12 protein-coding genes are annotated in these 13097 nt (G+C 58.3%); 4 read left to right on the plus strand and 8 right to left on the minus strand.

Annotation, left to right across the window (positions count from 1 at the left end):
- Positions 1-27: 27 nt before the first annotated feature.
- Positions 28-591, minus strand: coding sequence for a TetR/AcrR family transcriptional regulator (locus BLW11_RS12090; protein ID WP_048358506.1), 564 nt, complete (start codon positions 589-591; stop codon positions 28-30).
- 136 nt (positions 592-727) lie between these two features.
- Entirely contained in the window at positions 728-895 is a 168-nt protein-coding gene (locus BLW11_RS12095; protein WP_074836771.1) for a DUF2897 family protein, read from the minus strand.
- 228 nt (positions 896-1123) lie between these two features.
- Between BLW11_RS12095 and pyrF the strand changes: the two genes are divergently transcribed.
- Positions 1124-1822 (plus strand): orotidine-5'-phosphate decarboxylase, encoded by a 699-nt coding sequence (gene pyrF, locus BLW11_RS12100; RefSeq protein ID WP_162200686.1) that lies wholly within the window; start codon positions 1124-1126, stop codon positions 1820-1822.
- 64 nt (positions 1823-1886) lie between these two features.
- Here pyrF and BLW11_RS12105 read toward each other — a convergent pair whose 3' ends face one another.
- Positions 1887-2891: an NADP-dependent oxidoreductase gene (locus tag BLW11_RS12105; RefSeq protein WP_048358504.1), complete on the minus strand. Its 1005-nt coding sequence runs from the start codon at positions 2889-2891 to the stop codon at positions 1887-1889.
- A 191-nt stretch (positions 2892-3082) separates the two neighbouring features.
- Between BLW11_RS12105 and BLW11_RS12110 the strand changes: the two genes are divergently transcribed.
- Positions 3083-3844, plus strand: a complete 762-nt coding sequence (locus BLW11_RS12110) for an SDR family oxidoreductase (RefSeq protein WP_048358503.1) — start codon at positions 3083-3085, stop codon at positions 3842-3844.
- 44 nt (positions 3845-3888) lie between these two features.
- Here the strand turns inward: BLW11_RS12110 and BLW11_RS12115 are convergent, their stop codons facing one another.
- Positions 3889-5082, minus strand: coding sequence for a benzoate/H(+) symporter BenE family transporter (locus BLW11_RS12115; RefSeq protein ID WP_048358502.1), 1194 nt, complete (start codon positions 5080-5082; stop codon positions 3889-3891).
- Between the two features lie 226 nt (positions 5083-5308).
- Between BLW11_RS12115 and BLW11_RS12120 the strand changes: the two genes are divergently transcribed.
- The gene (locus BLW11_RS12120) at positions 5309-6076 is read left to right on the plus strand and encodes a GntR family transcriptional regulator (RefSeq protein WP_048358501.1); all 768 of its coding nucleotides are present in this window, start codon (positions 5309-5311) and stop codon (positions 6074-6076) included.
- Between the two features lie 153 nt (positions 6077-6229).
- Here the strand turns inward: BLW11_RS12120 and guaD are convergent, their stop codons facing one another.
- Genes guaD through xdhA form a run of 4 tightly spaced genes read right to left on the minus strand, consistent with a single transcriptional unit; the run spans position 6230 to position 12212 of the window.
- Entirely contained in the window at positions 6230-7528 is a 1299-nt protein-coding gene (gene guaD, locus BLW11_RS12125; RefSeq protein WP_420912191.1) for a guanine deaminase, read from the minus strand.
- A gap of 8 nt (positions 7529-7536) precedes the next feature.
- A complete protein-coding gene (xdhC, locus tag BLW11_RS12130) occupies positions 7537-8394 on the minus strand; it encodes a xanthine dehydrogenase accessory protein XdhC (protein WP_048358499.1) in 858 nt (285 codons plus the stop codon).
- Positions 8387-10762, minus strand: a complete 2376-nt coding sequence (xdhB, locus tag BLW11_RS12135; RefSeq protein ID WP_048358498.1) for a xanthine dehydrogenase molybdopterin binding subunit — start codon at positions 10760-10762, stop codon at positions 8387-8389. The genes xdhC and xdhB overlap by 8 nt, the downstream gene beginning before the upstream one ends.
- Positions 10755-12212, minus strand: coding sequence for a xanthine dehydrogenase small subunit (gene xdhA, locus BLW11_RS12140; RefSeq protein ID WP_048358497.1), 1458 nt, complete (start codon positions 12210-12212; stop codon positions 10755-10757). Before xdhA ends, xdhB begins: the two co-directional genes overlap by 8 nt.
- Before the next feature lie 224 nt (positions 12213-12436).
- Here xdhA and BLW11_RS12145 point away from each other — a divergent pair, with 224 nt between their 5' ends.
- Positions 12437-13096 carry a GntR family transcriptional regulator gene (locus BLW11_RS12145; RefSeq protein ID WP_048358496.1) on the plus strand — a complete coding sequence of 220 codons (660 nt, stop codon included), beginning with the start codon at positions 12437-12439 and terminating at the stop codon, positions 13094-13096.
- Position 13097 lies beyond the last annotated feature (1 nt).

A 13097-nucleotide genomic window follows, 5' to 3' on the forward strand; every position in this document is an offset into this window, starting at 1 on the left:
CTTTTTTGTATCTGGCGAAAAGGATGTTCAAGCTTGCACGGTGGGCTGTTTCAAAGCACTTCGTGTTGCGTCCAGGATCTTTTCTTTTAGCTCGGCATTCTCTGCCCCTCTCGCAAGCACCAGCGCCCCGACGAGGGTTGCGAAGATCACGATGCTTTGGTCTTCGACGTCTGGTCCGTGGAGTGTGTCCTGGATCTGTTTGAGCCTGGCGTCGATAACGTAGTCGGTGGTCGCGCTGGCTTGCCCCTGTTGCGCCATTTCTGAGGACATGGTCGGTAGCGGGCAGCCCTCATGGGGAGAGGTGAGGTGCCATTCAGACAGATAGGCGTCGATGAAGGCATTCAGCGGCTGTGGCTGGCTGAACAGCTCTGCACAAAGCCCGTCAACCTGACCGGCTGCGTGTTGCAGGGCTTTCTCTACCAACTCGTTTTTGGACGAGAAATGGGCATAGAAACCTCCGTGGGTCAGCCCCATTGATTTCATTAAGGGTTGCAGGCCCGTTGCGCCAATCCCGTCTCTTCGGAAGAGCCCGGATGCTTCCTTGATGATGCGCTGATGGGTTTGGGCCTTGTGATCTTGTGAGTAGCGCATGACAGGTGTCTCTTTATGCAATGGACAATCATAGCGTTGAGTTCCAAGGAGGTGCAGCGGTGTTTAGTGCAATTGTGTGTAGGTTTTTCCTTGGAAACTCATTCTGTTGCGATACAGGCCCTGACCGCCAAGTGGGTTACCTGTCCTTCGATTCTTTGGCATCCATTTCAGCATTGCGTTCGGCTACGCGTTTGCGCTGTTCATCGGTCAGTTCAACTTTGTTGGCTGTGTCGCGCAGGGTCATCAGCCCGCCGACGATAACCCCGATGGCGACAATAAGTATTAACCAGGCATACCAGGGCATAGTGTTCTCCATGATGCGAGCATCACTGAGCAAGATCTGCGCAGTGGGTTGCTGTCTATAATATTGAGTAAGTTTGTATGTACAGGTTCTATTGTAGGTCGCTTATCCTTCTGCGCGCGTTATTACCCCGGTAATGACTAAAATCGTGAATTTACGATCATCGGGTGCCGGTGAGCGGCTGGTTCCGCTACAATGCGCGCCGATTTCGACCAGCCTGAGAACCCGCTAATGTCCGACTGCCAGACTCCTATTATCGTCGCCCTGGATTTCCCGACGCGTGATGCAGCACTGAAACTGGCTGATCAGTTGGACCCCAAGCTATGCCGCGTCAAAGTGGGCAAAGAGCTGTTCACCAGCTGCGCTTCGGAAATTGTCGGCACTCTGCGTGACAAGGGTTTCGAAGTGTTCCTGGATCTCAAGTTCCACGATATCCCCAATACCACGGCAATGGCGGTTAAAGCGGCTGCCGAAATGGGCGTGTGGATGGTTAACGTGCACTGTTCGGGCGGGTTGCGCATGATGGCCGCGTGCCGTGAAGTGCTCGATAAACGTACCGGCCCTCAGCCGCTGCTGATTGGTGTGACCGTGCTGACGAGCATGGAGCGTGAAGACCTTGCCGGTATAGGCCTGGATATCGAGCCTCAAGAGCAGGTGCTGCGTTTGGCTGCCCTGGCGCAAAAAGCCGGGCTGGATGGCCTCGTGTGTTCGGCTCTTGAAGCTCAAGCGCTCAAAGCTGCGCACCCGGGCCTCAAACTGGTAACCCCGGGTATTCGCCCGGCGGGCAGTGCGCAGGATGACCAGCGCCGTATTCTGACCCCGCGTCAGGCGCTGGATGCAGGCTCTGACTATCTGGTGATTGGCCGTCCAATCAGCCAGGCGGCTGACCCGGCCAAGGCGTTGGCTGCTGTGGTCGCGGAACTGGCTTAAGCGCTCAAGACTGAGTGCATCCTGTGGGAACTGGCGCTGCCGGCGCCCACAGGAGCCTTGCGTTTTAGACTTTCAAGATCAACTTGCCGTTGTTTTCCCCGCTAAACAGTTTCATCAAGGTTTCCGGGAAAGTTTCGAGCCCTTCGACAATATGTTCCTTGCTTTTGAGTTGGCCTTTGGCCAGCCATCCCGCCATTTCTTGCCCGGCCGCGCCATAGCGATCGGCATAGTCAAATACGATAAAGCCTTCCATACGGGCGCGATTGACCAACAGTGACAAGTAGTTGGCCGGGCCTTTTACGGCTTCCTTGTTGTTGTACTGGCTGATTGCTCCGCAGATCACGACGCGGGCCTTGAGGTTCAGGCGGCTGAGTACCGCGTCAAGAATATCGCCACCTACGTTGTCGAAAAATACATCGACGCCTTTAGGGCATTCGCGTTTCAGGCCAGCGATTACGTCTTCATTTTTGTAGTCGATGGCCCCGTCAAAACCGAACTCTTCGATCAGCGATTTGCACTTCTCTTGTCCGCCCGCAATGCCTACTACACGGCAGCCTTTGAGCTTGGCAATTTGCCCGGCAATACTGCCGACGGCACCTGCGGCGCCGGAAATGACCACGGTATCACCGGCTTTAGGCGCGCCTACTTCGAGCAAGGCGAAATAGGCGGTCATGCCGGTCATGCCCAAAGCGGACAAATACACGGGCAAGGGGACGAGGTTCGGGTCGACCTTGTAGAAACTCCGGGGTTCGCCCACGTAGTAATCCTGCACGCCGAGTGCGCCGTTCACGTAGTCACCCACTGCAAAGTCCGGGTGCGCGGAGGCGATTACTTTGCCTACACCCAAAGCGCGCATTACTTCGCCAAGACCCACTGGCGGGATGTAGGACTTGCCTTCGTTCATCCAGCCTCGCATGGCCGGGTCGAGGGAAAGGTACTGGTTCTTGACCAGGATCTGGCCTTCTTTGGGCTGGGCAACCGGCACTTGCTGGTAGGTAAACGTATCGCGGGTGGCTGCACCCACAGGGCGTTTGGCGAGAAGGAATTGGCGGTTGGTCTCGGCGGTCATCTCTGGCACTCAGCTAAAGGACAATGCTTGTAGATAGACCTTCTTGATCATTGCAGCAAGTGAATATGGGCTCAGGAATGGTTTTTCATTAGTTCTGGTGATTTTACTAGGCGCAGTTTTATCACTTCGATAAATAAGGGTTTGATAGGTGTGTGCTTACACTGAGTGTTTCCCGTTCGAGGATAAAAATAATGAGCATGAGGTTTTCCGGGCAGGTTGCTGTGGTTACGGGGGCAGGGGCCGGCATTGGTCGGGCGACGGCTTTGGCATTTGCCGCCGAAGGCTTGAAAGTGGTTGTGGCCGATCTGGATGTGGCCAGTGGTGAGGCAACGGCTGAGCAGATCAGGGCGGCGGGCGGGACGGCCGTGTTTGTGCCGTGTGATGTGACACTTGAAGCCGATGTGGAGCAGTTGATGGGGCAGACCATTAACCTCTATGGCCGCCTCGACTATGCCTTCAACAATGCCGGAATCGAGATTGAGCATGGGCGCCTGGCCGACGGCACTCAGTCCGAGTTTGACGCAATCATGGGCGTAAACGTAAAGGGGGTCTGGTTATGCATGAAGTATCAGTTGCCGCTGATGTTGGCTCAGGGCGGCGGGGCGATCGTCAATACGGCGTCGGTTGCCGGCCTGGGAGCGGCACCGAAGATGAGCATTTATTCGGCGTCCAAGCATGCGGTGATTGGCTTGACCAAATCGGCTGCCATTGAGTACGCCAAGAAGCACATCCGGGTGAATGCGGTGTGCCCGGGTGTAATTGATACCGATATGTTCCGCCGGGCCTATGAAGCCGATCCGAAAAAGGCCGAGTTCGCCGCAGCAATGCACCCGGTTGGTCGCATAGGCAAGGTCGAGGAAGTGGCCAGTGCGGTGCTGTTTTTGTGCTCGGACGGTGCAGCCTTTACGACGGGGCATGCCTTGGCGGTAGATGGCGGGGCAATGGCTATCTGATCTGTGGGAGCCGGCAGGCCAGCTCCCACAAGTGGTGCACTAATTCACTGGCGCGTTTTCCAGTTCAGGATCATCAGGGTCAGCACGCCGGCCACAATCCCCCAAAAGGCCGAGCCGACCGAGAACAGGGTCATGCCTGATGCGGTGACCATAAAGGTAACCAGGGCCGCCTCACGCTCCCTGGTTTCGCTCATGGCGATGCTCAGGCCATTGATGATCGAGCCAAAAAGGGCCAGTGCAGCAATCGACAGCACCAGTTCTTTGGGCAAGGCCGCAAACAGCGCTGCGAGGGTGGCGCCAAAGACGCCGGCGATGCCATAGAAAATCCCGCACCACATGGCTGCGGTGTAACGTTTTTTTGGATCTTCGTGGGCATGCGGACCGGTGCAAATGGCGGCACTGATCGCGGCCAGGTTAATCCCGTGGGAGCCGAAAGGCGCGAGCAGCAACGAAGCCACGCCGGTGGTGGTGATCAGCGGCGAAGCCGGGACGTTATAGCCATCAGCCCGCAGTACGGCGATGCCCGGCATGTTTTGCGAGGTCATGGCGACCACGAACAGTGGAATGCCGATGCTGATGGTGGCAGCCAGCGAAAATGAAGGCGTGGTCCATACCGGGACGGCCACTTCCAGCGCGAAACCGCTGAAGTCCAGTAGCCCGAGCAACCCCGAGATCAGGGTGCCAACCACCAGTGCCGCCAGTACCGCATAGCGTGGCGACAGGCGCTTGACGATCAAGTAGGTAAAAAACATGCCGATGACCAGGCCGGTGCGGTGCTGCGCGGCGACGAAGATTTCGCTGCCGATCTTGAACAGGATGCCTGCCAGCAATGCGGCAGCCAGGGATGACGGAATACGTTTGACCAGGCGCTCGAAGCTGCCGGTCATGCCGCAGATAATGACCAGCACTGCGCAGGTGATATAGGCGCCGATGGCCTCGCCGTAACTGACCCCGCCCAGGCTTGTAATCAGCAAGGCGGCGCCCGGTGTCGACCAGGCGATGGTGATCGGTGTGCGATAACGCAAGGACAAGCCTATGCTGCAAATGGCCATCCCGATCGACAATGCCCAGATCCACGAAGAGATTTGCCCGCTGGTGAGCCCTGCTGCCTGGCCGGCCTGAAACATCAGGACCAATGAACTGGTGTAGCCGGTCATCATGGCAATGAAGCCTGCGACCACGGCCGAGGGGGAGGTGTCTGCCAGTGGGTGCAAGCGCGGCTGCGTGGCGTCGGTCATGGAGCGGTATTCCTTGTTCTTGATTAGAGGTGGAGCAAGGTGCAAGCCTAAACGCAAATGTCATATTTCATTGCGATACAGCCGGGGGCGTAAATGACCGTACAGTCGTACTGGCACTCTGGCTTGTGTACAATGCGCCTTGCTTTTTGCATTAATTCCCAGTCAGCGACGCCCGTTTACGTATTAACGGAACCTAATTCGCCGCCGCTTCCCCACACGAGTGCCCATGAACGAACAGTTGCAGCCTCTCAAGAAACAATCCCGCGCAGGCAAGGCCGGCCGCAGTGGAACCCAGGACGATATCGTCTATGCGCATATTTTTGAGGCGATCCTCGAGCAGCGTCTGGCGCCTGGCACGAAGTTGAGTGAAGAGGCTCTGGGCGAAATCTTTGGGGTGAGCCGCACCATTATTCGTCGTGCCTTGTCACGCCTGGCCCATGAGGGGGTTGTGCTGTTGCGCCCCAATCGTGGCGCGGTGGTGGCGAGCCCGAGCGTCGAAGAAGCCCGCCAGGTATTTCTGGCCCGGCGTCTGGTTGAAAAAGCCATTACTGAATTGGCGGTGGTTCATGCCACGGCCGAAGATTTGGCGCAGTTGCGCAAGATGGTGCAGGACGAGCGCGACAGTTTCTCGCGAGGCGATCGCGGTGCGGGTATCCGGTTGTCCGGCGAGTTCCACCTGAAATTGGCCGAGGCGGCAAAGAATGCGCCCCTGATCAGCTTTCAGCGCAGTCTGGTGTCGCAAACGTCGTTGATTATCGCCCAGTACGAAAGCGGTAACCGCTCGCATTGTTCCTACGACGAACATATGCAGCTGATCGATGCCATTGAGGCGCGTGATGCTGCCCAGGCCGTGCACCTGATGATGCACCACATGGATCATATCGACAGCAAGCTCAACCTCGACGAAGAAAGCGCCTCGGATGACTTGCACGCCGTGTTCTCGCACTTGCTGCAAACCAAGGGCAAAGGCTCCCGGCCTGCTGCCAAGCTCTGAACTACCTGTAGCCGCTGACGAGCTTGGCGAGGCTGTGATCGGCGGCGCAGCCGTTGTAAAACCTGAATTCAAGGTCTGCCCGACACGCCAACTGCTTCGCAGCCCAACGCAGCCTCGCTACGCTCCTCAGCGGCTAAAGTATTAGCCATTTACTCAGCGCTGATGCACCAGGTTGCCCGCTGCATAGGTCTGTTGCACAGTGCGATCGTCGCCCAGGGTCATCAATACAAACAACGTTTCAGCGATGTTTTTCGACTGCTTGAGGCGATAGCTCATCAGCGGTGTGGCGTTGTAATCGAGCACCAGGAAGTCCGCATCGCTACCCGGTTGCAAGTTACCGATCCGGTCTTCCAGTCGCAGCGCCCGAGCACCGCCCAGTGTTGCCAAGTACAGCGACTTGAACGGATCGAGGCGTGCGCCTTGCAGCTGCATGACCTTGTACGCTTCGTTCAGGGTGTTGAGCAGCGAGAAACTGGTGCCCGCACCGACGTCTGTGCCCAGTCCGACATTGAGCTTGTGCTTCTCGGCCATCGGCAGGTTGAACAGGCCGCTGCCCAGGAACAGGTTTGACGTCGGGCAGAAGGCAACTGCCGAGCCCGTTTCCGCCAGCCGCGCACATTCCTCATCACACAGATGCACACCGTGGGCAAACACCGAACGTTCGCCTAGCAACTGGTAGTGGTCGTACACATCCAGATAGCCTTTACGCTCAGGGAACAGTGACTTAACCCACTCGATTTCCTGAAGGTTCTCGCTGATATGGGTGTGCAGATACACATCCGGGTATTCGCTCAGCAACTTGCCGGCCAGGGTCAATTGCTCCGGAGTGCTGGTGGGTGCGAAACGTGGGGTGACGGCGTAATGCAGCCGGCCTTTACCGTGCCAGCGCTCGATCAACGCCTTGCTCTCGCTGTAGCCTGTTTCGGCCGTGTCGGTCAGGTAGTCGGGCGCGTTGCGGTCCATCATCACTTTGCCGGCAATCAGGCGCAGGTCCAGCCGTTGTGCGGCTTCAAACAGGGCATCCACCGACTGCGGGTGCACGCTGCCAAACACCAGTGCGGTGGTGGTGCCGTTGCGCAGCAGTTCCTTGAGGAAAATATCGGCGACTTCATCGGCGTGGGCCTTGTCGGCGAACTGGTTTTCGCACGGGAACGTGTAAGTGTTGAGCCAGTCGAGTAGTTGTTCGCCGTAGGCACCAATCATTCCGGTCTGCGGAAAGTGGATGTGCGTGTCGATAAAACCGGGTGTGATCAGCGCATCCTTGTACTCGGTGACTTCTATGTCTGCGGCCAGTGTTGCGAGCAATTCGGTGGCCGGGCCAACCGCTTTGATCCGGCCGTTGTCGACTACCAGCAAGCCGTCTTCGAAATACTGATAGGAGGCCTCGATCCCGACTTCGGCAGGGTCGGCGATGCTGTGCAAAATGGCGGCGCGATAGGCTTTAGAGGTCATGACAATTCTCAGTGTGTGGCATGGCTGCGTCGAGAAGACGGCAGCAATTGTTTAATGGATTCAGATGAAGCAGGGTCGGCACAGGCTGTGTGCTGACCGAAGTGGGTGTTGTAGGTGGCAATAATTTCGCCTGCGATGGAAATCGCGATTTCGACAGGCAGTTTGCCTTTGACTTCGTTCAAGCCCATCGGGCAGCGCATGCGCTGCAAATGTGACGCACTGATACCCCGCTCACGCAGGCGATGTTCAAACTTCACGCGTTTGGTTTTGGAACCAATCAAGCCGAAGTAGGTGAAATCGTTGCGTTTGAGCAGGGCCGCGCTAAGTTCCAGATCCAGGGCGTGATTATGCGTCATGACGATGCAGTAGCAACCCGCAGGCAGTGCATCTATCTCGTCAACGGGCTCATCGGTAATGATTTTCTGCACCCCCGGGGGGATGAGCGCGGGGAATTCCTGTTCCCGCGAGTCGATCCAGCGTACGCGGCACGGCAGGCTGGCCAGCAAGGGTACCAGTGCCCGCGCCACATGGCCTGCACCAAAAACGGCGATATGCGCCTGCACCTGGCCCATGGGTTCGAACAGCAATACGGTCGCGCCGCCACAGCATTGACCCAGGCTGGCGCCGAGGCTGAAGCGCTGCAAGTGGGTGTCTTGCTTGCCGCTGCCGAGCATCTCGCGGGCAATCTGCATCGCCTTGTATTCCAGATGGCCGCCACCGATGGTGTCGAAGGTGTGCGCGGCACTGATGACCATCTTTGAGCCCGCATTGCGAGGGGTCGAGCCTTGTTCTTCGATGATGGTGACCAGCACGCAGGGTTCACCTTGCTGCTGCAACTCGGCCAGAGCGCTGATCCAGTTATTCATGCTGATCTCCTGCCAGGCTTTTACGCATCTGCTCACAGCCCCAGAGCACCCGTTCCGGGGTGGCTGGCGCGTCGATGCCGGGCTGCACGCGATAGTCGGCCAGGCTTGCCACAGCGTCCTTGATCGCGCACCAGGCGGCGATACCGAGCATGAACGGCGGCTCGCCGACCGCTTTGGAATGGAACACCGTGTCTTCCGGGTTTTTACGGTTTTCCACCAGCGTGACGCGCAGGTCCAGTGGCATGTCCGCCACGGCCGGGATCTTGTAGCTGGCGGGGCCGTTGGTCATCAGCTTGCCTTTGGCATTCCACACCAGCTCTTCCATGGTCAGCCAGCCGGCGCCCTGAATATAGCCGCCTTCGACCTGACCGATATCGATGGCCGGGTTCAGCGAGGCGCCGACGTCGTGGAGGATGTCGGTGCGCAGCATTTTGTATTCGCCGGTCAGGGTGTCGACGATGACTTCAGCGCAGGCGGCTCCAAAGGCAAAGTAGTAGAACGGCCGACCGCGGGACTGGGTGCGGTCATAGAATATTTTCGGGGTTTTGTAGTAGCCGGTGCTCGACAGCGAAACCTGGCCGAAATACGCCTGCTGGATCAGGGTTTCAAAGCTGATGATCTGCTCGCCCACGCGGACCTGGCCATTGTGGAAGATCACCGCATGCGGCTCGACCTGATACTTGCCGGCCGCAAATTCGATCAGCCGTTGCTTGATGGTTTCGGCGGCATTCTGCGCGGCCTTGCCATTGAGGTCTGCACCGCTTGAGGCGGCGGTGGGCGAAGTGTTTGGCACTTTATCGGTGTTGGTGGCGGTGATCTGTACGCGACCGATTTCTACCTGGAACACCTCGGCCACCACTTGCGCGACCTTGATGTTCAAGCCCTGGCCCATCTCGGTGCCGCCGTGGTTGAGATGGATGCTGCCATCGGTGTAAATGTGGATCAGCGCGCCGGCCTGGTTGAGGAAGCTGGCGGTAAAGGAAATACCGAATTTGACCGGGGTCAGCGCCAGGCCTTTTTTCAGGATCGGGCTGGCGGCGTTGAATGCCTTGATCGCTTCCCGGCGCTCGGCGTATTGGCTGCTGGCCTCCAGGTCGGCGGTCATTTCCTGCAGCAGGTTGTGCTCCACCGTCTGGTAGTAGTGGGTCACGTTGCGCTCGGTTTTGCCGTAGTAGTTGGCCTTGCGCACCGCCAGCGGGTCCAGGCCCAGATGGCGGGCGATGCGGTCCATGACTTCTTCGATGGCGACCATGCCTTGCGGGCCGCCGAACCCCCGGTAGGCAGTGTTTGACGCGGTATTGGTCTTGCAGCGGTAGCCATTGATTGTCGCGTCGCCCAGGTAGTACGCGTTGTCGGCATGGAACATGGCGCGGTCGACGATGGAGTTGGACAAGTCCGGCGAGCAGCCGCAGTTCCCCGCCAGATCCAGTTGGATACCGTGCAATTGACCATTGGCATCGAAGCCGACGTCGTACTCGATATAGAACGGGTGTCGCTTGCCCGTCATCAGCATGTCTTCGACCCGTGGCAGGCGCATCTTGGCGGGTTGCCCGGTCAGGCGTGCCACCACTGCGCACATGCACGCGGGGCCGGCAGCCTGGGTTTCCTTACCGCCAAAGCCGCCACCCATGCGGCGCATGTCCACAACGATTTTGTTCATTGAGACGTCGAGTACTTCAGCCACCAGCTTTTGCACTTCGGTGGGGTTTTGCGTGGAGCAGTACACGATCATTCCGCCATCTTCGGTGGGCATTACGGAGGAGATCTGGGTTTCGAGATAGAAGTGCTCTTGCCCGCCAATGTGCAGGCTGCCTTGCAGCCGATGGGGTGCCCCGGCCAGCGCGCCGGTTGAGTCGCCGCGTTGATGGGTGTGTGTGTCGAGCACAAAGTGCTTGTTGCGCAGGGCCTGAACCACGTCGAGCACTGGCTCCAGGTCTTCGTATTCGATAATGGCGGCCATTGCCGCCTTGCGTGCGGTGTCCAGGTCGCAGGCAGCCACGGCCAATATGGCCTGGCCCACATACTCCACCTTGTCGATGGCCAGCAGCGGGTCGCCGGGCAGCAGCGGGCCGATGTCTTTGAGGCCGGGAATATCCTCGTGGGTAATCACCAGACGCACGCCTTCAAAGGCAAGGCAGGGCGATGTATCGACGCTGATGATCCGGGCGTGGGCCCGATCGGACAAGCGTGCGAATAGATGCAGCTGGTTGGGGAATTCGAGTCGGTCATCGATGTACTGCGCTTCACCCGAGACGTGCTTCTCGGCGCTGTCATGCTTGACGCTGCGGCCCACGCCGGTCTTCAGATCCTGCTGGAAGAGGGCGGCCAGCTCGGCCTGGGTCGGCCCAATCTTGTGATGGTTAGACATAAGCAGTTACCCGTGTCTCAAGATGTGGCGTTTGCAGTTCGATGAAGTACTTGCGCAGCAGGTTTTGTGCACTCAAGAGGCGGTATTCCTTGCTGGCGCGAAAGTCCGACAGAGGGGTGAAGTCTTTGGCCAGGGCCGTGCAGGCAACCTCAATGGTGGCGCTGTTCCAGGGGGCGCCGAGCAGTGCGGCCTCGCAGGCGCCAGCGCGTTTGGAGATGGCCGCCATGCCGCCGAATGCCACGCGTGCCTGGGTGACTAGGCCGTTGTCGATACGCAGGTTGAAGGCTGCGCACACGGCGCTGATGTCGTCATCCAGGCGTTTGGAGATTTTATAGGCGCGAAATGAATGGGCCGCGTCAGAGCGGGGGACGGTGATCTTCTCGATAAATTCGCCTTCCTGGCGGGCCGTCACCCGGTAATCGATGAAGTAGTCTTCAATCGCCAGCGTGCGGCGGGTCTGACCTTTGCGCAGAACCAGCTGTGCGCCGAGGGCAATCAGCAGCGGTGGTGAATCGCCAATCGGCGAAGCGTTGCCAATATTGCCGCCCAGGGTGCCTTGATTGCGGATCTGCAGCGAAGCGAATCGTTGCAGCAGCTCGCCGAAATCCGGGTATTCGGCCTTTAGTGTGCTGTAGGCGTCAGTCAGCGAAACTGCTGCGCCTATTTCAAGGCGATCGTCAAAGCGCTCGATACGCTTCATCTCGGCCACGTTGCCGACGTAGATCATGACGGGCAATGGGCGGTGGAACTGGGTGACTTCCAGCGCGAGGTCGGTGCCGCCAGCCAGCAGGCGGGCCTGGGGTTGGGACTCATAAAGTTCGGCCAGGTCGCTGATAGTCAGGGGCAGCAGGCAGCGTTTGTCGCCGCTGTTCAGTTCGCCGGTCTGTGTGGGGGCTATGGCCTTTAGCAGGGTGATGGTTTCGGTCTGATGCGCATCAAACTGATCGTCCTGATGGGGGCTGCACACTTGCTCGGCGGCAGCCAGAATCGGCCGGTAGCCGGTGCAGCGGCACAGGTTGCCGGCCAGTGCTTCATGGGCCTGGTGGCTGTCAGGCTGGCCCGTGCAGTTCTTTTGCAGCGCGAACAGCGACATCACAAAGCCTGGTGTGCAGAAGCCGCACTGCGAGCCGTGGCAATCGACCATTGCCCGTTGCACGCTGTGCAGCTGGCCTTGATGCTTCAAGTCTTCGATGCTGATCAGTTGCTTGCCGTGCAACGCCGAAACAAAGGTCAGGCAAGAGTTGAGGCTGCGATAACGCAGCCGTTCAAGACCTTGATCGTCCGTGTGCAGTTCGCCTACCACCACTGTGCAGGCGCCGCAGTCACCGCTGGCACAACCTTCTTTGGTGCCGGGTTTGTGCAGGTGTTCACGCAAGTAGTTAAGCACGGTCAAATTCGGGTCCAGCGTGTGCTCGGTGCGCAGCGTCTGGTTGAGTAGGAACTGGATCACGGAAGGCCTCGCATAATCATTATTGTTGTAACGCGGGATGAGCTGAATCTAGCTAAAGCTGACCTCCGGGTCAAGAAATAGAGTTCGGTAATCCCAGTGATGTCTATCAAGGGGATTTATTTGCTTAAATCGTGCCATATTCCGCCTCTGGGGCTCTGCGCGAGCACACACCAAGTGCGTTACACTGCGCCGCTGGTAATGATCAAAGATTTTGAAGGTAAAACATGACGTTCAAGGCGCCGGACAGCCTCGCCGAGCAAATCGCTCACCACCTCGCCGAACGGATCATTCGTGGCGAGCTAAAGCCTGGGGAACGCATTCAAGAACAGAAGGTGACACTGGCGTTAAATGTCAGTCGTGGCTCTGTGCGCGAAGCGTTATTAATCCTTGAGCGTCGGCACCTCATCGCCATCCTCCCGCGGCGTGGCGCCCATGTGACCGAGCTCACGGCGCACAAGGTGCAGAGCCTGTGCACCCTGATGAGCGAGATGTATATCCTGCTCGGCAATGCGGTTGCGCAGCGTTGGGTCGTCCAGGCCGATCTGGGCCCGTTTCTGCAAATTCAGCAGCGTTTGATGGCCAGCTACGAGCGCCAGGACATCAGCACCTTTGTTGAAGACAGCTTCAACGTGATGCGTGCGGCGTACCCGTTTGCCGACAATCCATACCTGCAGGAAACCGTCGAGAACCTGCACCCGGCCATGAGCCGTGCCTATTACCTTGCACTGGATCAGCGCAAGGCGGAGATGAGCGAGTTTCTGGCGTTGTTTGCGCAGTTGCTCGAGGCCGTGGTGGCCCGTGATCTGGTACAAATTCGTGTGGTGCTGAGCAACTATGCCCAGCGCAGTTGTGCGCTGGTGCTGTCTGCCTTGACGGTTGCCTGAG

Origin of the sequence: Pseudomonas deceptionensis, from assembly GCF_900106095.1 — a bacterium.
In the GTDB taxonomy this organism is placed as follows: domain Bacteria; phylum Pseudomonadota; class Gammaproteobacteria; order Pseudomonadales; family Pseudomonadaceae; genus Aquipseudomonas; species Aquipseudomonas deceptionensis.